The 20,874-nt window shown below is 65.0% G+C and carries 18 protein-coding genes and 3 pseudogenes; 16 read left to right on the forward strand and 5 right to left on the reverse strand.

The window, feature by feature from the left end; translation table 11 throughout:
- Nucleotides 1–108: 108 nt before the first annotated feature.
- Nucleotides 109–1,473: a dicarboxylate/amino acid:cation symporter gene (locus PHN62_RS15430; protein WP_300152200.1), complete on the reverse strand. Its 1,365-nt coding sequence runs from the start codon at nt 1,471–1,473 to the stop codon at nt 109–111.
- A 233-nt stretch (nt 1,474–1,706) separates the two neighbouring features.
- On the opposite strand from PHN62_RS15430, the gene PHN62_RS15435 reads away from it, so the two are divergent.
- From PHN62_RS15435 to PHN62_RS15445, 3 genes are all read left to right on the forward strand, one after another.
- Nucleotides 1,707–3,332 carry an ATP-binding protein gene (locus PHN62_RS15435; protein WP_300152202.1) on the forward strand — a complete coding sequence of 542 codons (1,626 nt, stop codon included), beginning with the start codon at nt 1,707–1,709 and terminating at the stop codon, nt 3,330–3,332.
- Nucleotides 3,329–4,687, forward strand: a complete 1,359-nt coding sequence (locus tag PHN62_RS15440) for a sigma-54 dependent transcriptional regulator (protein WP_300152204.1) — start codon at nt 3,329–3,331, stop codon at nt 4,685–4,687. The genes PHN62_RS15435 and PHN62_RS15440 overlap by 4 nt, the downstream gene beginning before the upstream one ends.
- 192 nt (nt 4,688–4,879) lie before the next feature.
- A protein-coding gene (locus tag PHN62_RS15445; protein WP_300152206.1) for an IS5 family transposase occupies nt 4,880–5,715 on the forward strand; the annotation gives its coding sequence in 2 pieces (ribosomal slippage) (nt 4,880–5,477 and nt 5,477–5,715; 837 coding nt in all).
- A 114-nt stretch (nt 5,716–5,829) separates the two neighbouring features.
- Here PHN62_RS15445 and PHN62_RS17460 read toward each other — a convergent pair.
- The 3 genes from PHN62_RS17460 to PHN62_RS17465 all read right to left on the reverse strand — a co-directional run bounded on the left by PHN62_RS17460 (nt 5,830) and on the right by PHN62_RS17465 (nt 6,666).
- On the reverse strand, nt 5,830–5,988 hold the full coding sequence (locus PHN62_RS17460) for a PIN domain-containing protein (protein WP_367187042.1): 159 nt from the start codon (nt 5,986–5,988) through the stop codon (nt 5,830–5,832).
- Nucleotides 5,989–5,990: 2 nt separating this feature from the next.
- Nucleotides 5,991–6,233 (reverse strand): hypothetical protein, encoded by a 243-nt coding sequence (locus tag PHN62_RS15450; protein ID WP_300152208.1) that lies wholly within the window; start codon nt 6,231–6,233, stop codon nt 5,991–5,993.
- 91 nt (nt 6,234–6,324) lie between these two features.
- Nucleotides 6,325–6,666 (reverse strand): LuxR C-terminal-related transcriptional regulator, encoded by a 342-nt coding sequence (locus PHN62_RS17465; RefSeq protein WP_367187043.1) that lies wholly within the window; start codon nt 6,664–6,666, stop codon nt 6,325–6,327.
- A gap of 268 nt (nt 6,667–6,934) precedes the next feature.
- On the opposite strand from PHN62_RS17465, the gene PHN62_RS15455 reads away from it, so the two are divergent.
- The 5 genes and pseudogenes from PHN62_RS15455 to PHN62_RS15475 all read left to right on the forward strand — a co-directional run bounded on the left by PHN62_RS15455 (nt 6,935) and on the right by PHN62_RS15475 (nt 10,616).
- A protein-coding gene (locus PHN62_RS15455) for an IS5 family transposase (RefSeq protein ID WP_300152268.1) occupies nt 6,935–7,770 on the forward strand; the annotation gives its coding sequence in 2 pieces (ribosomal slippage) (nt 6,935–7,283 and nt 7,283–7,770; 837 coding nt in all).
- Nucleotides 7,767–8,703: pseudogene (locus PHN62_RS15460) on the forward strand (transposase). Before PHN62_RS15455 ends, PHN62_RS15460 begins: the two are co-directional and overlap by 4 nt.
- Nucleotides 8,704–8,784: 81 nt before the next feature.
- Nucleotides 8,785–9,334: pseudogene (locus PHN62_RS15465) on the forward strand (hypothetical protein); the annotation flags it as partial.
- A gap of 10 nt (nt 9,335–9,344) precedes the next feature.
- Nucleotides 9,345–9,735: pseudogene (locus tag PHN62_RS15470) on the forward strand (integrase core domain-containing protein); the annotation flags it as partial.
- A gap of 392 nt (nt 9,736–10,127) precedes the next feature.
- Entirely contained in the window at nt 10,128–10,616 is a 489-nt protein-coding gene (locus PHN62_RS15475) for a hypothetical protein (protein WP_300152210.1), read from the forward strand.
- A 9-nt stretch (nt 10,617–10,625) separates the two neighbouring features.
- Here the strand turns inward: PHN62_RS15475 and PHN62_RS15480 are convergent, their stop codons facing one another.
- The gene (locus PHN62_RS15480; RefSeq protein ID WP_300152212.1) at nt 10,626–11,558 is read right to left on the reverse strand and encodes a hydrogen peroxide-inducible genes activator; all 933 of its coding nucleotides are present in this window, start codon (nt 11,556–11,558) and stop codon (nt 10,626–10,628) included.
- Between the two features lie 266 nt (nt 11,559–11,824).
- Here PHN62_RS15480 and PHN62_RS15485 point away from each other — a divergent pair, with 266 nt between their 5' ends.
- The 8 genes from PHN62_RS15485 (at nt 11,825) to PHN62_RS15520 (ending at nt 20,828) form a co-directional block, all read left to right on the forward strand.
- The gene (locus tag PHN62_RS15485; RefSeq protein ID WP_300152214.1) at nt 11,825–12,349 is read left to right on the forward strand and encodes a Twin-arginine translocation pathway signal; all 525 of its coding nucleotides are present in this window, start codon (nt 11,825–11,827) and stop codon (nt 12,347–12,349) included.
- A gap of 13 nt (nt 12,350–12,362) precedes the next feature.
- On the forward strand, nt 12,363–13,934 hold the full coding sequence (locus PHN62_RS15490) for a GMC family oxidoreductase (RefSeq protein ID WP_300152216.1): 1,572 nt from the start codon (nt 12,363–12,365) through the stop codon (nt 13,932–13,934).
- 651 nt (nt 13,935–14,585) lie between these two features.
- Nucleotides 14,586–16,253: an aromatic/alkene/methane monooxygenase hydroxylase/oxygenase subunit alpha gene (locus PHN62_RS15495; protein ID WP_300152218.1), complete on the forward strand. Its 1,668-nt coding sequence runs from the start codon at nt 14,586–14,588 to the stop codon at nt 16,251–16,253.
- Nucleotides 16,254–16,356: 103 nt separating this feature from the next.
- On the forward strand, nt 16,357–17,415 hold the full coding sequence (locus PHN62_RS15500; protein WP_300152220.1) for an NADH:ubiquinone reductase (Na(+)-transporting) subunit F: 1,059 nt from the start codon (nt 16,357–16,359) through the stop codon (nt 17,413–17,415).
- Nucleotides 17,416–17,464: 49 nt separating this feature from the next.
- Complete coding sequence (locus PHN62_RS15505; RefSeq protein ID WP_300152221.1) at nt 17,465–18,523, forward strand: toluene hydroxylase; 1,059 nt, start codon at nt 17,465–17,467, stop codon at nt 18,521–18,523.
- A 17-nt stretch (nt 18,524–18,540) separates the two neighbouring features.
- Nucleotides 18,541–18,909: an MmoB/DmpM family protein gene (locus PHN62_RS15510; protein WP_300152223.1), complete on the forward strand. Its 369-nt coding sequence runs from the start codon at nt 18,541–18,543 to the stop codon at nt 18,907–18,909.
- Between the two features lie 76 nt (nt 18,910–18,985).
- Nucleotides 18,986–20,008, forward strand: a complete 1,023-nt coding sequence (locus PHN62_RS15515) for an amidohydrolase family protein (protein WP_300152225.1) — start codon at nt 18,986–18,988, stop codon at nt 20,006–20,008.
- A gap of 4 nt (nt 20,009–20,012) precedes the next feature.
- Nucleotides 20,013–20,828 carry an iron-sulfur cluster assembly protein gene (locus tag PHN62_RS15520; RefSeq protein ID WP_300152227.1) on the forward strand — a complete coding sequence of 272 codons (816 nt, stop codon included), beginning with the start codon at nt 20,013–20,015 and terminating at the stop codon, nt 20,826–20,828.
- Nucleotides 20,829–20,874: the final 46 nt, after the last annotated feature.

Genomic DNA, 20,874 nt, shown 5'->3' on the forward strand with positions numbered 1-20,874 from the left:
CTTCACTGACGGAAAATATGAAGATTGCCGCGCTCCCTGACGCTCGGCCGGAGTCTTTATTGAACTGAGGGGCCCGAAGCCGCACCGCCAGAAGACAGGGAGAGAAGGTCAGTCCGCGCTGGCCTCGCCCAGGCGCAGACCCGCAGGGGCGTGCAGATCGCGCGGCGGCGGGATCTCGGCGGGCGCAGGAGCGCCGTTCAGGGCGGCGTCGAGCTTTGCGCGGTCGAGCGCGCCCTCCCAGCGGCTGACCACCACCGTCGCGACGGCGTTGCCGATGAAGTTCGTCACCGAGCGGCATTCCGACATGAAGCGGTCCACCCCGAGGATCAGCGCGATGCCCGCCACCGGCACCGTCGGCACGACGGAGAGCGTCGCCGCCAGGGTGATGAATCCGGCGCCCGTCACGCCCGCCGCGCCCTTCGAGGAGAGCATGGCCACCAGAAGCAGCATGATCTGATCGCCCAGCGAGAGGTCGATGTCGGTGGCCTGCGCGATGAAGAGCGCCGCCAGGGTCATGTAGATGTTCGTGCCGTCGAGGTTGAAGGAATAGCCCGTCGGCACCACCATGCCGACCACCGGGCGGGCGCATCCGGCGCGCTCCATCTTCTCCATCAGCGCGGGCAGCGCCGATTCGGAAGAGGAGGTGCCCAGAACCAGCAGGATCTCGGTCTTGAGGTAGGAGATCAGCCGGAAGATCGAGAAGCCGTTGAGCGCGCTCATCGCCCCGAGGATCACGACCACGAAGAGCGCCGAGGTCAGATAGAAGGTGCCCACCAGCGCCGCGAGGTTCACGATGGCCCCCACGCCGTATTTGCCGATGGTGAAGGCGAAGGCACCGAAGGCCCCGATGGGCGCCGCGCGCATGAGGACGTCCACCACGCGGAAGACCACGCTTCCGGCGGCCTCCAGCAGCGTGACGACCGGACGCGCCTTCTCGCCGACGAGGATCACGCCCACGCCGAAGAGGATCGCCACGAAGAGCACCTGAAGGATGTTCCCCTGAGCGAAGGCCGAAACCATGGTGTTGGGGATGATGTCGAGCATGAAGCCCGTCAGGGTGGACTGATGGGCCTGGGAGGCGTAGCCCTGCACCGCCGAGGCGTCGAGCGAGGCGGGGTCGATGTGCATTCCGGCGCCGGGGCGCACCACGTTGGCCACGATCAGCCCCACGATCAGCGCCAGCGTCGAGAAGAACAGGAAATAGCCGAAGGCCTTGCCCGCCACCGAGCCGACCCCCTTGAGGTCGCCCATCCCCGCGAGCCCGGTCACGATGGTGATGAAGATCACCGGAGCGATGATCATCTTGACCAGCTTGATGAAGCCGTCGCCGAGGGGTTTCAGGGACTCGCCGACGCTGGGCCAGAAATGGCCGATCAGCGCGCCGAGGACGATGGCCACGATGACCTGAACATAAAGATGCCGGTAAAACGGACGCGCGGCGTGAGGCGCCGCCTGAGCAGGATCGATCCGCACTGAGGTCTCCTCCAGATTTCGGATGGCGATTCTCCGTCGCCATGGGTGACGTCGTTCCGTCATGAAAGCAGGAGGGCCGCCCCAGACGCAGAAAAGAGGTTTCAGGCCTCAATTCCTTGATTTTCTTGCGCGTCGCCTGGAATCGCCGCGGATTCATGTGTGCTTTTCCACATATTTCCCGGATGCTAGTGTGAAAAACGAAACATCGGGGATCGCTCCATGGCCGCCCTTCCATGACTCCTTCCGGGCCGCCGCCTTCGCGCCGCGCGCTCCTGCGCCTCCTGATCGTCGCGACGGTCGGGGCTCTGGCGCTCGCCTTCCACCTCGGGCGTCAGGGCGCCGAGGCGCGCATCGCCGAACAGGCGCAGATCGCGGCGCTGTCTCGGGCCCAGGCTCTGGAGAGCGTCATGGCCACCCAGCGCGCCGTGGCCGCCGTCCTCGCCGACGACGGCCTGGCGCGGGAGGCTCTGGCGCGGCCCTCGCCGCAGGCCGAGGAAGCCGCCTCGCGCAAGCTCGAAAGGCTGCGCGCCGAGACCGGCAGCACGGTGATCTATCTCCTCGACCGGGAAGGCGTGGCGGTGGCCGCCTCGAACTGGGAGGAGGAGGTCAGCTTCGTCGGTCAGGATTACAGCTTCCGCGCCTATTTCTCCGAGGCGATGGAGAAGGGCCTCGCGCTGGAGTTCGCTCTGGGCTCGGTCAGCCGACGCCCCGGCCTCTATCTCTCGCATGACCTGCGCGAGGGAGCGCGGATCCTCGGCGTGGTGGTCGTGAAGATGGAGTTCGACGCGCTGGAGGAGGCCTGGGCCCGGGGCTCCGACAGAACCTACGTCACGGATGGGGCGGGTCTGGTGGCGCTCTCCTCCGATCCCTCGACGCGTTTCGGCGCGCCGCCGGATCTGCGCGGCTTCATCCTCGCGCGACGACCCGTGCAGGGCGCGGAGGGCTGGTCGCTGACGCTCGCCGCTCCGGAGGCTCCGGCCTGGCGGGCGGGGCTGCTGACGGCGGCGGGCGCTTCGGGGCTTCTGCTGGCGCTGGGGGCTCTGCTGCTGCGGGTGGGCCGGGCGCGGCGTCGTCGCGAGGCTCTGGAGCGGGCGGTGGAGGAGCGCACCCGCGACCTCACCGCCGAAATGCGCGAGCGCCGCCGCGCGGAGGAGCGTCTGGAGCGGATGCAGGCCGATCTGGAGCAGGCCAACAAGCTCGCGACTCTGGGTCAGGTCACGGCGGGCATCGCCCATGAGGTGAACCAGCCCCTTGCGACCATCCGGCTCCTCGCGGACAACGGCATGGCGCTTCTGCCCGCCGACCCCGAGGAGGCCCGCGAGAACCTCAGGGGCGTGGCGCGCATGTCCGACCGCATCGCCGAGATCATCGCCCATCTGCGCGGCTTCGCCCGCAAGGCCACGGGCGGCGTCGGGCCGGTTTCGGTCAAGGAGGCGGTGGAGGCCTCCCTCCTGCTGACGGCCTCGCGCCGGAGGGCCGAGGGGGGTCGGATCGGCGTCGAGGGGCTCGCGCCGGATCTGCGCGTGCGGGCCGAGGCCGTGCGGCTGGAGCAGATTCTGGTGAATCTGCTCCAGAACGCTCAGGACGCCGTCTCGGGCCTTCCCGATCCCGGGATCCGGATCACGGTGGCGGCCGCGCCCGAGGAGGTCGAGATCGCGGTCTCGGACGACGGGCCGGGCCTGAGCCCCGCCATGGCCGCGCAGATCTTCACGCCCTTCGCCACCAGCAAGAGCGACGGGCTCGGGCTCGGGCTGGTGATCTCGCGGGACATCGCGCGCGATCTCGGCGGAGACCTGACCGCCGATCCGCCGCGCTCCGGCGCGGGGGCGACCTTCCGCCTGAGGCTTCCGCGCGCATGACCGACAGGACCGAACGCCCTCTCGTCCGGCTGGCGGACGACGACGCCGACCTTCTCGCGGCCCAGATGCAGGCCCTGCGCATCGCGGGCTTCCGGGCCGAAGGCTTCTCCGACGGCGCCGAGGCCCTCAAGGGCCTGACCGCCGATTATCCCGGCGTGATCCTGACCGACGTGCGGATGCCGGGGCTCGACGGGCTGGAGCTCTTCCGGCGCGTGCAGGCCATCGACGAGGATCTGCCGGTGATCCTCATGACCGGCCACGGCGACATCGCCATGGCGGTGGAGGCGATCCGCGCGGGGGCCTGGGATTTCCTCACCAAGCCGGTGGGGCTGGATCAGCTCGCGGCCGCCCTGAGGCGCGCGGCTCAGGCGCGGTCTCTGGTGATGGAGAACCGTCGGCTGCGGGCCATGAGGGCGGATTCCGTCGCGCCGCATCAGCTGCTCGGGGCGAGCCCGGCGACGGCGCGTCTGCGCGAGGCCGTGGCGCGCATCGGCGAGGCGGGCGTGGACGCCCTGATCACCGGCCCCGCCGGAGCGGGCAAGGAGGCGGTCGCGCGCGCGATCCACGCCGAGGGGCGAGGGCGGGGCTTCCTGCACGTCGCCTGCGACGCGCTGGACGAATCCCGCTTCGACCTCGAATTCTTCGGCGCCGAGCCGGGCCATGCGGGGGCGCCTCGCCATGCGCGGCTCGGGGGGCGCATCGAGAAGGCCCATCGCGGGACTCTGTTCCTCGATCAGGCGGACAGGCTGCCGCCCGGCTTGCAGGCGCGTCTTCTGCATGTGATCGAGGCGCGGGAGTTCTGGCCCGTGGGCGCGGCGACGCCCCGTCCTCTGGAGATGCGCGTCCTGGCCTCGACGCGGGAGAATCTGGAGCTTCTGGCCGCCGAGGGGCGCTTCCGCGCCGATCTGCATCACCGGCTCGCGGGGGTGACCTTGCAGGTTCCCGCTCTGGCGGAGCGGCGCGAGGATACGCCGATCCTTTTCCGTTATTTCCTTCTGGCGGCCTGCAAGCGGCTGAATCTTCCCGTCCCGAGGATCACGCCTCAGGCTCAGGCGCGGCTGACGGCTCACGGCTGGCCGGGCAACGCCCGGGAGTTGCGGCAATTCGCCGAGGTTCAGGCTCTGGGGGCGCCGCTGGAGGACGAGCCCGTCGAGACGGCCGAGGAGGGTCCGACGGATCTCGCGGGGATGGTGGCGCGCTATGAGGCGAGCCTCCTGCGGGAGGCTCTGCGGGCCACGGGAGGCCACGCCGCCCGCGCCATGGAGCGGCTGAATCTGCCGCGCAAGACCTTTTACGACAAGCTGGCGCGTCACGGCATCCGCGCCGAGGAGTTCCGCGAACGTAGGGAAGGCTGACAGCCGCCTGATCCAGTGCGTGCTCACGTTTATGGTGGGCGTCAATTTTTGCGCAGTGGGTGATTTCTCGTCCAGGATCCCGATCTGAAATACTTTATCAGGCTGAGAGCCTGGCCTATAAAGGCTATAAAGGATTGAGCGGTTTCAGGAGGTTGTGGTTCTGTTCGGTTGCGTGACTGAACGGAGCCTCTGATGACCTGGACTGAAGCCGCCCGCCGGGATTATCGGTGGGACGCTGCGCGTTATGCAAGCGATCTGACCGACCAGGAATGGGCCTTGGTCGCGCCCTGTCTCCCCAGACCTTGGCGGATCGGCCGCCCCCGTGAGGCGGACCTTCGGGAGGTGATGAACGCGATCCTCCATGTGGCGAGCAGCGGCTGTCCGTGGCGGATGCTCCCGAAGGATTTCCCGCCGCGCACGACGGTGAAACGGTATTTTGACGACTGGCGCGATAGGGGCGTGCTTATGGTGCTGCGGTTTCATCTGGCGATGGCGACGCGGGGGCTGGAAGGGCGACAAGCCCAGCCGACGGCGGGAATCATCGACAGCCAGAGCATGAAAACCACAGAAGCCGGAGGGAGTTGCGGCTACGACGCGGGCAAGAAGGTCAAGGGCCGCAAGCGCCATATCCTGGTCGATATGCTGGGTCTGGTCTTTGGCCGCAGGGTCCACTCCGCCGATCTTCAGGATCGGGACGGCGTGTCTTTCCTCCTCAGATCCGTCCGCCATCTCTGTCCATGGCTGCGCCATGTCTTCGCCGACAGCGGCTATGCTGGCCCAAAGCTGAGGAAGCTATCCAGAAGATCGGCGACTGGGTTTTGCAGATCGTCAGGCGCTCCGACGTCGCCGAGGGCTTCGAGGTCGTCCCAAAGCGATGGGTGGTCGAAAGGATCTTCGCATGGCTCGGCAGATGCAGGCGCCTCGCAAAATCTTGGGAAGCCTCCACAGCATCCGATGAGGCCTGGATCGACGTCGCCCACATTCGCTTCACGACAAGACGTCTCGCAAGGTATTGCAGCTGCTCATAGAATTATGGACCAGGCTCTTAAGCATCGACATGCAGGAACCACCCAGCATTCCCAATCTGCCGAAGCCTGAAACGTGAGACCCTCGCCCGGCTTGGCGAGCCAATTCGAGAGCGCTCAAGCAAACTCGACAAGGCGCTTGTCCAGACTGACGAGCGTGGCGCCAGTCTCCGCAGCGATCGCCAGATGCAGCGCCTCTCCCGCCCTCAAACCCAGAGCATATTGGTCAGAGAACCGGGCGGCGGCGGCGAAGCCGGCCGTCTCCACCGGTAGCACTTTCAAAAGCCTTCAGGATCAGACGCCGAAACCCCGCCAGCGCGGCGTTGGGCTCCTCCAGACCGATCTGACCCAGCCATCATCTTGATGGACAGCGCCGCAGAAAATTCGGTCGTCACCCAAGGATTGACCGCAAGCTCTTCAGGATCCGCCGAGGCCAGAAAGCGTTGCGCCCGGTCAGTCGCTGTTGTTGGATGAGAGAACACGAAACCGGGGGCGCCGAGGCCAAGTGCCTCGACCTGCATGGCCAGATCGCCATGGGGGGGGGTCAATTTCACTTCGCTTGAACCTTTTCGCTGGAGATCCCTTCATGCTGGCTTCGCTGCTTCGAATCCGTCAGCTTGCCGTTGCGAAAAGACCTGAGCCCTCAGCCCGACGCATGAGCTCGGCGACCATATGTGCGCCCATCTTCCTCATTATGACGCGGCTATGGATTTTGACAGCGATCTCGCTGAGCCCGAGTTTTCCAGCGATCTGCTTGTTCATCATGCTGCTGAGCACATGGAGTCTAAAAGATTTGCGGCGGCGTCGCAGACCCGCCAGAGTCACATTCTCAGTTATGCACAACCGTAATCGGCTGGTCCGGGATCTAACCCATTTCTGAAATGACGGGGATGAACGTACGCAGAATCTGGCGGCGACCCTGAACCACCTTCTCTTCTCTGACGACGGAGACATATTGCAGCTGCCTCGGGATGAACTGCAAGGGAATCAACAGATCCAGATCGCCGAAGGCAAGCTCAGTAGATCGCCCCCGTTTTGACCGGACACGTGGCCTGAGCATGAAAGCCTCAAGGATATCCTTGAGGACAGACTTATTTCTGAGAGACTGTCTTCGAAGTCCTTTATGATTTATAATGGTTTATGATTTTTAGATTTTCCGTGTTTGCTCACGGAGGATGGGATGTGAAAGCCTGCAGATCGCCAGCGTCACGCTCGCCGAGACCTGCGCTATCCGAGCGACTTGACGGATGGGGAGTGGGCTCTGATCTGTCCGCTTCTTCCTGCAGCGCGTCGGGGCGGTCGTCGTCGGAGCGTGGACCTGAGACGAGTGCTCGAGGGTCTGCTCTACGTTCTGGAGACGGGTTGCCAATGGCGCCATCTTCCCAAGGATTTTCCGCCGCGCAGCACGGTCTGGGGGTGTCTGGACCTGTGGGGTTATGACGGAACCCTGGCGCGGATCCATGAGGCGCTCTATCTGGCTTTGCATGAGGCTGCGGGCCGGGAAGCCAGCCCCAGCGCCACGATCCTTGACAGTCAAAGCGTGAAATCGGCGGAAAAGTGGGGCCTCGGCGCGATCCGGTCGGCTATGACGCCGGCAAGAAGACCCAAGGAATCGAGCGCCACATCCTGGTCGATACGCTTGGTCTGATGCTGTGGATCGTCGTCCATCCCGCCTCAGTGCAGGATCGCGACGGAGCGGCGCTCGTGCTGAACCGCTGGACGAGACGACGATTTCCCTTCATCAAGACCGTCTTCGCCGATCAGGGATATCAGGGGCCGAAGGCTGAAGCAGCCATCGCCAGGATCGGCGACTGGAAACTGGAGATCGTCCGACCCGACCCAGGCCCAAAGGGGTTCGCCCTGCTCCCCAAGCGCTGGATCGTCGAACGCACCCTCTCTTGGATCCGGCGCAACCGCCGCCTCGCTAACGACCTCGAAAATCTCGCGAGAATGGCAGAGGCCTTCGTCATCCTCACCATGAGCAAGATCACGCTAAGACGTTTGAAAAATCATGATTTTACCGGACAGGTTCTGACGAATATGGACGGGTTGAAGTGATCACGGGAACGGCCCGTCGGCGGTCCTGGCCGACGGAGGCGAAGCTTCGGATCATCGAGGAGAGTTTCGAGCCCGGTGCGACGGTTTCCTCCGTCGCGCGGCGCAACGGGGTGGCGGCGAACCTTCTAAATCGCTGGCGTCGGTTGTCGAGCGAGGGGGGATCGCGGCTGTGGCTTCTGATGAACCTGTCGTGGGCGCTTCGGACCTTCGGCGTCTTGAGGATCGGGCCCGCGATCTTGAGTGGCTTCCAGGCCGCAAGACGATGGAGGTGGAGATCCTTCGGGAAGCTCTGGCCGGAAGCGGGTCAAAACAACCGATCTTGCGGTCGCTGTCGTCGGCTCAGGGCGCTTCCCGATGAAGCGTGCGGCTGAAGCTCTGGGTCGGCCGCCGTCAAAGGGCGCGACCATGACGGCAAGATCATGGTCGAGGCCTCGAACTTGCGCTGGTGCTCGGACGCTCTGGAGTTCGCCTGCTGGAATGGCGAGGTCATCGCATGGTCTTCATCATCGACGCCTTCAACCGCGAGATCATTGCCTTCACCGTTCTCAGCGGATCGGAGGTCAGCGGGTCCGATATCCGCGATCTCATGCTGGAGGCCGTCGAGACCCGCTTCGGAGCCGTCAAAGCGCCAAAGCCTGTCAAGCATCTCTCTGACAACGGCGCCCCTATGTCGCCAGGGAGACCCAAGCCTTCGCAGCGGCCCTCAACCTCGTCCCCTGCTTCACGCCGGTCATGAGCCCGCAGTCCAACGGCAGGACCGAGGCCTTCGTGAAGACCTTCAAGCGGGATTATCTGCGCGTGAACCCTATGCCAGACGCAAAAACGGCGCTCGGCCAAATTCCCGGATGGATCGAGGATTACAACGAGGTCCATCCCCATTCCGCCCTCAAGATGCGCTCCCCGAGGGAGTTCATCAGAGAGAAAAACACATAGCCAGCTGTCAGCTCAAACGGGGAGCACTCCAGTCAGGTTCCCGATGGGAGCGCCACGACGACAGCGGCGGTCCGTCGAGCGATCCAGCAGAGTCAAGAGAGCCTGAGGTCTCCGGCCAGCCGCACCGGGATCAACCAGAAGACGGTGGCGAAGTGGAGGAAGCGGAGCTCAGCGGCAGATCTGCCGACTGGGCCGAAAGAGCCGCATTCCACGGTGTTGTCGCTGGAAGAAGAGGCGCTCGTCGTCGCTGTCCGCAAACACAGGCTGCTGGCGCTCGATGACCGCCTCTCTGCGCTTCAGGCGACGATCCCTCGCCTGAACGCGGTCTTCCCTGCATCGCTGTCTGCAGCGGCACGGCGCCTCCCGTCCGCCTGAGATGGAAGGCGCAAACAGGCGAAGAGAAAGTTCAAGAGCGCTCCGATCGGCTGTTGCCCTATTGATCATGACCCACATGTTTGAAATGCGCCGCCGCGAGAATGGCGTCGAGCGACGCTTCACCAGGATCAATCATCCTTGGACCAAGGCCCAGGCCGAGCCGAGCCGAGCCGATGAACCGCACCATCAAGGAGGCGACCTCAACCGCTTCCACTCCGACGCCCATGATCAGTTGCGGCGACATCTTCAGGACTTCAGCGACGCCTCTGTCGGACCTTTTCATCCTGCGCGGTGCGCCTGGCCATGTTCGTTCCGACAATGGCCCGGAGTTCATCGCCAAGGTCCCGCGGAGAGGGGACCCTGGCCGTTGGCGCAAAGACCGCATTCATCGAGCCGGGCAGCCCTTGGGAGAACGGCTATTGCGAGAGCTTCAACTCGAAGCTCCGCGACGAGCTGTTCGACGGCGAGATCTTCCACAGCCTCGCCGAGACCAAGGTCATCATCAATGCGTGGCGGCGCTCCTCCAACACCGAACGGCCGCACTCATCACTCGGATATGGACCGCCTGGACCAGAGGCTATCGTCTGGGCTGCGCCAGCGTGCGGATCAGCGCCGCCATCTGCTCAGGCGATGGCCCAAAAGCCGATCATGCATTAAGATTGAAACTGGCCCCTATAGGGGCAGGCCAGTAGGACTTGCATATCGAAAAGGGCGTCCAGGTCGCCCGGACCGACCCATCAAGGCGGGTCGGCGCCCGCATTTCCGTGGACGGGCGCGGCCTCTGGATGAATAATGGCCTCATTGACCCCTGCGGCGCAGCCGAGGCCGGTTCCCGGATCGACCGCTCCAACCGGCGGCGCCCATGCCCGACCTTCGACGGCGGAACGCCTGACGAAGTCCATGCCATCTGGCGGCGCAGAAACCAGGGATCCGGTCTGGTCAGGCCGCAAAACCGTCTCGCCAGGCGGCGCCCCTGTTTCCCGCGCGGCTGTTCCCGGCCATAGTCGAGTCCTTGAAGACGCCCCCTCCCCCCTCTCCGGAGTCCCGCCATGACGCCTTTCGCATCCCAGCAGGTCCTGAAAACCATCTTTCCGCCGCAGGGGCCCGAAACCCACGCCAGCATGATGTCCTACATGCTCTGGCGCTTCATGGCGGTGGCCGGCGAGGGCGAAGCCTTCGATCTGGAGCCCCGCGCCGGAGGGCCCCTCTTCTGGCTTGAAGCTCAGGAGGCCTTCGCCCGCGAGGACGCGCGGCGCGGCGGACAGGCCGAAGCCGAGGAGGACGAAGAGGATCGCGCAGAGGCCGAAGCCAGCCGCGCCGCCTGGCGACGCGAGACGCTGGAGCCGATCCTGGACAAGCTCTTTCCGGAAGGCGAAGCGCGCCGCATCCGCGATTACGCGACGGCCGTCGTCGCCTGGCGTTATCTCCAGGCTTACGTTCCCGAAGGCGCCGACGCCGATCTGATCGCCCAGCTTGAGGAATATCTCGCCGAGAAGGCCGAAGAAGCCGCCGGGATCCTGGCCGAAGCCCGATCCTGACGCCCTGCCTCACTCCTGGATCGCACCGCTGCCGGGGAAGGCTCTGGCGGCCGAGCGGGCCCCGATCTGGCGCACGACTTCCGCCACCTGCGCGAAATGCTCCACGAGCGGATCGCTCTTGCGCCAGAGCATCCCGATCCGCCGCAAGGGCCTCGGCGGCGGCAGGCGCGTCAGGGAGACCGCGGCGGCGCGGGTCTCGACCGAAGCGGCGATCTCCGGAATCAGCGTCACGCCGATCCCCGCCCCGACCATCCGCACCAGAGTCGACAGCGAACTGCCCTCCATCAGATCCCGGGGCGGCGAGGAGGAAAGCCCGCAGAAGGACAACGCCTGATCGCGGAAGCAATGGCCCTCCTCCAGCAGGAGCAGCCGCATTTCGCGCAGCGTCTGAGGATCGGGCGGAGGCTCGCCGGCGTCCTTCAGAGGGCGCACGAGCACGAACTCCTCGGTGAAGAGCTCGGTTTCGGCCAGCAGAGGTTCGGAGATCGGCAGCGCCGCCACGACCAGATCCAGCTGCGCCTTCAGAAGATCGGCGATGAGCTTGTGCGTCACGGCCTCGCGCGGCCTGATCTCGAGATCGGGATGGCGACGCGACAGCTCCTGAACCGTCTCCGGCAGGAGATAGGGCGCGATGGTCGGAATGACTCCGATCCGCAGAGGGCTGATCAGGCGGCCCCGGGCCGCGCGGCCGATCTCCTCCAGATCGCGGGCGGCCTGCAGGATCTCGCGCGCGCGGCGGGCGAACTCCTCGCCGAGCCGCGTCAGCCGGATCCCGCGCGACCCCCGCTCCACGAGCGGCGCGCCGATCAACGTTTCAAGCTCCTTGATCTGCAACGAGAGCGCCGGCTGCGACACCATGCGGTCTTCGGCGGCTCGACCGAAGTGGCCGATCCGCGCGAGCGCCTCGAAATAGCGCAGATGTTTCATGGAAAGCTTGGTCATAAGTTTTTCATATCTCGATCTTTGGAAAATGTAATTAGAATTTATCGCGCGCTTCCGTTACCCAAATCCGCAAGCAGGCGCAAGCCCGCCCTCTTCGAGGCGCAACCCGGGATTTCCGGACTGCGCGGCGATCAAGAGATGCTGGAGCCTCCGAACCGACCGATCAGGTCGGAGAAGGCTCCGGAATCCGACGGCTCCTCCCGCTCTCGAGAAGCGGAGGCGCCGCGGGGAAGACTCCCAGCAAGAAACTCAGCAAGGAGGACAGCATGACCCCATCGACCGAGAGGCGCGGCCTCAGCCGACGCCAGCTGATGTCCCGAGGTCTGGCCGCGACCGCAGGCATGATCATCGGCGGCGGCTTCATCGCCGCTTCCGACGCCGCCTGGGCCTATGAGGCGGCCGCCCTCAAGCCGGAGACCATGGCGACCCTGGTCCGCATGGCCCGCGACATCTACCCCCACGACCGCATCCCCGATGAATTCTACGTCATCGCCGTCAAGGGCTACGACGCGCCCGAGGCCGCGCCCGAAATCGAGGCCGGGATCTCCGCGCTGAACGCCGCCGCTCAGGGCGCGGGCCACGCCGATTACCTCTCCATCGGCTGGGAGGACGACCGCGTCGCGCTGCTGCGCGCCATGGAGAACTCCGCCTTCTTCCAGAAGATCCGCGGCGGCCTCGTGACCGGCCTCTACAACCAGAAGGCCGTCTGGCCGATCTTCGGCTATGAGGGCGAGTCCTTCAGCAAGGGCGGCTATCTGCATCGCGGCTTCGACGACATCAACTGGCTCTGAGGGAGGGCGGACCATGGTTGCGAAATACGAACTCGACGACGATTCCGTCGTTCTGATCATCGGCACCGGCTCGGGCGGCGGCGTCCTGGCGAACGAACTGGCGCAAAAGGGCGTCAAGGTGGTCTCGCTGGAGGCCGGAGGGCGCTATCTGCCCGACGACTACCTCAACGACGAATGGGACAGCTTCGCCCAGCTCGCCTGGCTCGACGCGCGCACGACCTCGGGCGACTGGCGCGTGGCGAAGGATTTCGCGGGCCTTCCGGCCTGGATCGTCAAGGCGGTGGGCGGCACCTCGATCCACTGGGCGGGGGCCTCGCTGCGCTTTCAGCCGCATGAGTGGAAGGCCCGCAGCTCCTACGGCCATGTCACGGGCGCCAATCTGCTCGACTGGCCCATCGACGCCGCCGAAATGGAGCCCTGGTATGAAAAGGCCGAGGCCAAGCTCGGCGTGACCCGCACCGGCGGAAGGCCCGGTCTGCCGGGGAACAACAACTACAAGATCCTGGAGAAGGGCGCCCTGGCGCTCGGCTACAAGGAGGTCCACACCGGCCGCATGGCGATCCGTTCGGTGGATTCCGAGGAGCAGATCGCCTGTCAGCAGACGGGCTTCTGCTTTCAGGGCTGCAAATGGGGCGCGAAATGGTCGTCGGCCTACACCGACATTCCCGCAGGCGAGGCCACCGGCAATCTGGAGGTCCGCGACCGCTGCCACGCCCTGAAGATCGAGCATGACGACAAGGGCCGCGTCACGGGCGTGCTCTACGCCGACAAGGACGGCGTGCAGCATCTCCAGAAGGCGCGCGTGGTCTGCGTCGCGGGCAACTCCATCGAGAGCCCCCGGATCCTGCTGAACTCGGCCTCGTCGATGTTCCCCGACGGTCTGGCGAACTCCTCCGGCCAGGTCGGACGCAACTACCTGCGCCATGTCACGGGCTCGGTCTACGGCGTCTTCGAGAAGCCGGTGAAGATGTGGCGCGGCACCACCATGGCCGGAATCGTCCAGGACGAGGCCCGGCTCGATCCCTCGCGCGGCTTCGTCGGGGGCTACGAGCTGGAGACGCTGTCTCTGGGGCTTCCCTTCATGGCGGCCTTCCTCGATCCGGGCGGCTGGGGCCGCAGCTTCACCTCGGCGATGGACGGCTACGAGAACATGGCCGGCATGTGGATCGTCGGCGAGGACATGCCGCAGGAGACGAACCGCGTCGCGCTCTCCGCCACCGAGAAGGACCAGTTCGGCCTGCCCGCGCCGAACGTCCATTTCGACGATCACCCCAACGACGTCGCCATGCGCAACCACGCCTATGCGCGGGGCGAGGCGATCTATCGCGCGGCGGGAGCCACCCGGACCTTCCCGACGCCGCCCTATCCCTCGACGCACAACCTCGGCACCAACCGGATGTCGGAGAAGGCGCGCGACGGCGTGGTCAACCGGCATGGCCAGAGCCATGACGTGCCGAACCTCTTCGTCTCGGACGGCAGCCAGTTCACCAGCGGCGCCGCCGAAAACCCGACCCTGACCATCGTCGCTCTGGCGATCCGTCAGGCTGACTTCATCGCGGGCGAACTGGCGAAGAACAACCTCTGAGCCGGAGCCGAACGAACAGGAAGAGGGGGCGGGACGCAGGTTCCGCCCCTTTTTTTCATGCCTTGAGCATTTTCCGGCGGCGCGTCGCGACCGGGCGGCCGCAGGAGGATCCGGAGCGTCCGGAGGATCCCGCGCGGCCGCAAGACGCGCCGGACGCGGCGCCTCGGGCCCTTTGCGGCGAATCGACGCTCTGCTTTACAGTTCTGCGCGACAAATCGACGCCCCATGTTACAGGTGTAAAGTTATGTGACGGACAGCGGCTCCGGAAGCCGCGCGGCGTCGGGCCTGAACGCCGGAAATATGAAAATTATTTACTTTTCATTTCAATATCTTGACAAGATCCTGACGGAAAAATCGCGGATTTTCGTTCTCCGTCAGGCCATGTGGCCCGCAACCTGCATTGTCCCCTCGCATAATAAGGCGGCGACCGGAGAACGGCGCCCCGCAAGAACGAAGGAATGGGAGGACTATCGTGCGGACCCGGGGGCCAGCCGACGTGGATCGTCAGCTGTTTCCAGCCTCCGGCCGCGCAGCCCGTGACCTTTGCCGTGACCTGACAGCTGGCGCTTGCGCCGGGCCAATCCGGATGGGCCAACCATCCGCCGCGGCCGGATCCTCGATCCGGAGCGGTCGACTCAGGAGTATCATGGCATGAACCAACTGACGCTCAACAAGATCACCGCCCAGCGCGGGATCGCCGTGGGCGAGGCCACAAAGCGGATTTCCGACCTCGGCTGGAACCCCAGCTACGTCCAGGAAGCCGCCACCTTCCCCACCGACTACAAGATCACCAAGGCCCCGCGCGACCCGATGAAGCAGGTCCTGCGGTCCTACTTCCCCATGCAGGAGGAAAAGGACAACCGCGTCTACGGCGCGCTGGACGCCGCCCTGCGCGGAGACATGTTCCGCAACGTCGAGCCCCGCTGGGTCGAGTGGATGAAGCTGTTCCTGGCGATCATCCCCTTCCCCGAGATCTCGGCGGCGCGCTCCATGGCGATGGTCGCCCGTCTGGCGCCCGGCGAGGACCTGCGCACCGGCTTCACCATGCAGATGGTCGATGAATTCCGTCACTCCACGATTCAGATGAACCTGAAGAAGTGGTACATGGAGAACTACATCGACCCCGCCGGCTTCGACATCACCGAGGAAGCCTTCGGCAAGTGCTACGCCACCACCATCGGGCGTCAGTTCGGCGAGGGCTTCATCACCGGCGACGTGATGACCTCCGCCTGCATGTATCTGACCGTCGTGGCCGAGACCGCCTTCACCAACACGCTCTTCGTGGCCATGCCCTCGGAAGCCGCCCGCAACGGCGACTACGCGCTGCCCACCGTGTTCCTCTCGGTGCAGTCGGACGAGAGCCGCCACATCGGCAACGGCCACTCGATGCTCATGGCCGCGCTGAAGGAGCCGGAGAACCATCTCCTCCTCGAGCGCGACCTGCGCTACGCCTTCTGGCAGAACCACGCCATCGTGGACGCCGCCATCGGCACCTTCATCGAATACGGCACCACCAACCGCGACAAGGCCAAGGAATCCTACGCGGAGATGTGGCACCGCTGGATCTTCGAGGACTACTACCGCACCTACATGCTGCCCCTCGAGAAATACGGCATCAAGGTGCACCACGACGACGTCCACGAAGCCTGGAACCGCATCACCAAGAAGCACTACGTCCACGCGACGGCGCAGTTCTTCGCCGTGGGCTGGCCGGTGAACTTCTGGCGCATCGAAGCCCAGACCGAAAAGGACTTCGAGTGGTTCGAGCACAAGTATCCCGGCTGGTACGCCAAGTTCGGCGATTTCTGGAAGTGGTACGCCAAGCTCTCGAAGCCCGGTCAGAAGATCATCACCTTCAACGAGGAGACCGGCTACGTCTATCCGCATCGCTGCTGGTCCTGCCTGGTTCCCTGCCTCATCCGCGAGGACATGGTGACCGACGAGATCGACGGCCAGATCCACACCTTCGCTCATGAGCTGGACCGCTGGACCGCCGTCGAGGCCTTCGCGAACGAGTATCAGGGCCGTCCGACCCCGGCCATGGGCAAGTTCTCGGGCAAGCGCGAGTGGGAGACCCTCTATCACGGCTGGGATCTCGCCGATGCGGTCAAGGACCTGAACTTCGTCCGCGACGACGGCAAGACCCTGGTTCCGCAGCCTCACCTGCGCTTCGACGACAAGGACATGTGGACGCTCGACGACGTGCGCGGCCACACCCTCCTCTCGCCGCTGACTCTCCTGCGCGAGATGACCCCCGAAGCTCGCGCGGCCCATGTCGCCGAGTACCAGCGGGGCTTCACCATCAATCCCTGCACCTGACGCAGAGGAGGAGCGGAGGCCGGCCCCGGCCTCCGCCACCCCCGAACCCAACCGAAAAAATACGTGAAAAAATACGTGACTGACGGTGAGGAGGCCGGACAGGATGGGAGACGTTTTCACTATAAAGCTGGAGCCGGTCGGGCTTGAGTTCGAAGCCGAGGAAGGCGAGTACATCCTCGACGCGGCTTTCCGCAACGGCATAGCTCTGCCGCATGGCTGCAAGAAGGGGATCTGCTCCTCCTGCCGGTGCCAGCTGCTCGAGGGCGAGGTCGATCTCAAGAACTACTCCACCTTCGCGCTCAACGACGCCGACAAGGAAGGCGGCATCATCCTGATGTGCCGCTCCAAGGCGCTGGACGACGTGACCGTCGAACTGATGAACTTCGACGAAGAGGTCCTGTCGAAGGCCATTCCGCTCAAGACCTTCCAGGGCCGGATCACCGATTTCCAGAAACTGACGCATGACATCCGCGGCGTTCAGATCGAGATCGACGCGCCGATCAAATTCTGGGCGGGTCAGTATGTCGACATCACCGTCACAACCGAAGAAGGGGAGACGATCACGCGTTCGTTCTCCATGGCAAATCCGCCGAGCGAAACCCAAAAACTCTCCTTCATCATCAAAAAATACCCCGAAGGAAAGTTCTCCAACGAACTCGACAACGGAGGAATCCGGGCCGGAGCGCAAGTGACGGTCACCGGGCCTTACGGCATGTGCTTCCGGCGCGAAGGCCGGGACGGGCCGGTGGTGCTGGTCGGCGCGGGTTCGGGGATGTCGCCGGTGTGGTCCATCCTGCACGACCATCTGCAGAGCGGCGAGGATCGTCCGGTCTGGTTCTTCTACGGCGCGCGCACCGAGGCCGACCTCTTCCACCTCGACAGGCTGGAGCAGATCATGGCCGCCCATCCGGACGTGCATTTCGTGCCGGTGCTCTCGCATGTCCCCGAGGACGGCGACTGGAAGGGCGAGCGGGGCTTCGTCCACGAGGCGGTGTCGCGCAAGCTCCGGGAGCTGGGACTCGACGGCCAGGGCGACGTCTACGCCTGCGGCCCTCCGCCGATGATCGACGCCCTCGCTCCGGCGCTGTTCATGCTCGATTACGACAGCGAGCGCGTCTTCTACGACAAGTTCACCATGACGTCCGGTTCGTCGGGCCACTGAGACCGGCCCGACCGCTCGTCCAGGAACAACGTCATCCAGGGAGAAATCTATGGCAGCCACTTCAAGCTCCGTGGGCTCGGGCGCCGCAGGCGCCGCGGTTTTCGTCGGCTCCGCCAGCCGCCGCTACAACTACTTCGAGCCGCGCGGGAAGCGAGCCACCCATTACGAAGACGTCACCGTCGACGTGCAGCCCGATCCCGAGCGCTATCTGATCCAGAACTGGATCATCAGCTTCGGCGACGGCCAGGGCGCCTACGAAAAGGACAACACCAGAGCGCTCTCCTCGAACTGGCACGCCTTCCGCGCCCCCGATCAGGAGTGGGAGCGCACGCATTACCAGCGTCAGTCCAAGATCGAGATCATGGTCCAGGCGGTGATCGCCAACGCCCGCAAGGCCGGCGCGCATCTCGTCTTCGACAAGGTGTGGCAGCGCGTGCTGCAGACGCATCTGGGCGCCTGGAAACACGCCGAATTCGGTCTGGGCACCTCGCTGATGCAGGCCCAGCGCTACGGCTACACCCAGATGATCAACAACGCCACCCTGACCAACTCCTCCTACAAGATGCGTCTGGCTCAGGACATCACCCTCTATCTGGCCGAGATCGGCATGGACATCGAGGGCTGGGACGACGAGCTCGGCAAGCGGGCCTGGATGGAGGATCCCATCTGGCAGCCCACCCGCCACGCCATCGAGGCGATCATGGGCGCCGAAGATTATCTGGAGCAGTATTTCGCCATCAACATGATCTTCGAGCCGATGGTGGGCGAGCTCTTCCGCTCCGGCTTCCTGATGCAGGCGGCGGCGGCGAACAGCGACTTCATCACCCCGCCGGTGATCTCGGCCGCCGAGGCCGATTACGAGCGCAACCTCGCCAACACCATCGACCTGATCCACATCCTGGCCAACGACGAGAAGCACGCCGTCCACAACCGCGCGCTCTTCCAGTCCTGGGTGATGAAGCATGGCGATCTGGCGGCGAAGGCCGCTCAGGCGCTGCAGCCGATCTGGTCGCAGCCGCATTCCAAGCCTGTGTCCTTCGCGGACGCTCAGGCCGTCTCTCAGGAGCGGCTCGCGCGGATCCTTGGCGAAGTCGGTCTGAGCCGCTGAGAGAGGAAAGAGAACCCATGTCCAGCACCTCGCGAGACAGCACCAAGAGCAACATCTTCAAGTCCATGAAGGACATCACCTTCGAACAGACGATCTCGCATCAATGCGGCGTCACCATGAACGACTCGGTCGAGGCCCGCGCCATCGCCGAATACATGGACCAGGACCCGAAGGTGACGGTCACCTACAACCCCGCCCTCATCCGCATCGACGGCGAAGGCAAGCTGATCTTCAAGATGGACGACATCAGCGAATATCTCGGCCGCGAGATGACCGCCGAGATCTTCGAGGTCAACACCTCCACCCACTACGGCCGCATGGTCCGCATCGACGACAACACCGTGATCCTCTTCGGGGACATGGATGAGGTCATGGACTACATCTGAACCGCCCCGGAAGAGGGATGCGGGCCGCCCCGCGCGGCCCGCAGACCGCAAGACGCCGACATCAGGGGGAAGAGCCATGTACCGTGCGCCTGACGGCAGGGAAGTCTTCGTTCTGGACTGCCACACGCATTTCTGGAACGGAAGCCCGGAAAACCAGCGCAACATCCACGGCAAGCAGTTCATCGACTGCCTCTACGCCTATCACGCCCATCTTTCGCCCAGGAAAGAGCTCTGGGAGAAGGCGAAGTTCGAGAAGCAGCCGGTGGAGCAGGTCTACAACGACCTCTTCGTCGAAGGCCCCGACGACATGGCGATCATCCAGTCGACCTATCTGCGCGACTTCTACAAGGAAGGCTTCAGCTCCATCGAGCGCTCCAGCCAGCTGGCGGCGGTCAATCCGGGACGCTTCATCGTCAACGGCTCCTTCGACCCGCGCGACGGGGAAAGGGCGCTGGAGTACATCCACTACATGAAGGAGGTCTTCGGCGTCACGGGCGTGAAGCTCTACACGGCGGAATGGAACGGGGCCTCCAAGGGCTGGAAGCTGAACGATCCCGCCGCCTACAAATGCTTCGAGCTCTGCGAGAAGCTGGGGATCGTCAACATCCACGTCCACAAGGGCCCGACCATCCTGCCGCTCTCGAAGGACGCCTTCGACGTCCATGACGTCGATCACGCGGCGACCGACTTCCAGGGCCTCAACTGGATCGTCGAGCATTGCGGCCTGCCCAGGCTGGACGACTTCTGCTGGATCGCCACCCAGGAGACCAACGTCTACGCCGGCCTGTCGCTGGCCCTGCCCTTCATCCACCCCCGGCCGCGCTATTTCGGCGAGGTCATCGCCGAGCTGCTGTTCTGGCTCGGGCCCGAGAAGATCCTCTTCGGATCGGATTACGCGATCTGGACGCCGAAATGGCTGGTCGAGGACTTCTGGGCCTATCAGATCCCCGAGGACGTCGCCGCCGAACGCGGCGTGCGGCTGACCGACGAGATCAAGGAGAAGATCCTCGGCCTGAACGCGGCCCGTCTCTACGGCATCGACGTGGAGAAGAAGAAGGCCGAGCTCGCCGGTTCCCCCATTCGCATCGCGGCGGAGTGAGCCCATGAACGCGCCGCACGTCTACGACATCAGGGCGAGGGAAGTCTGGAGGCGGCTGGCCGCCGTCACCGATCCCGAGCTGGACGAACCCATCACGGAGATGGGCTTCGTCGAAAGGCTGGAGGTCTCGCAGGCCGGAGAGGTCGAGGTCGACTTCCGTCTGCCCTCCTACTGGTGTTCGCCGAATTTCGCCTTCCTGATGGCCGACGGCATCCATTGCGCCGCCTCCGAACCGAGCTGGGTCAGCCGGGTCCGGGTGGAGCTCAAGGATCACTGCTTCGCCGACCGGGTCAACGACGCCGTCAACGGCGGCCGGTCCTTCGAGGCGGTCTTCGCCGAGCTGACGGAAGGCGCCGATCTCTCCGAGATCCGCCAGATCTTTCGCGAGAAGGCCTTCCTGCGCCGTCAGGAATCGGTGATCCGCGGCCTGATCGCGATGGGCTGGAGTCCGGCCCGCATCGCCGGGCTGACCTTCAGGGGCTTCGACGCCCTGGACCTCGGCGGACAGCCCGAGGCCGCCGCCCAGAAGCCGCGCTATCGCGAGCTGCTGCGCGCGGAGGGGCTGGCCTGCGCTCCGGAGGATCCGGTCTTCACCACCTGGTCCGGAGAACCCCTGACGGCCGGGGGTCTGGGCGAACATCTGATGCGGCTGCGCACGTTGCGCATCAACATGGAGTTCAACGGCGCCCTGTGCCGCGGCCTCGCCTCCACCCGCTACAAGGAGGTGGACCGGTCGGGGGGAGAGCCCGAACTGATCGATTTCATCCTGGGGCGCGTTTCGCCCCGTCCGAGCCAGGAGAGCCCCGTCAGCCGAGGCTGACCCAGCCATCTCGCCACCATGAAGGGAAGCCGGCGCGGTTCAACGC

Source organism: Neomegalonema sp., from assembly GCF_028688855.1.
Taxonomy (GTDB): Bacteria; Pseudomonadota; Alphaproteobacteria; order Rhodobacterales; family Rhodobacteraceae; genus Neomegalonema.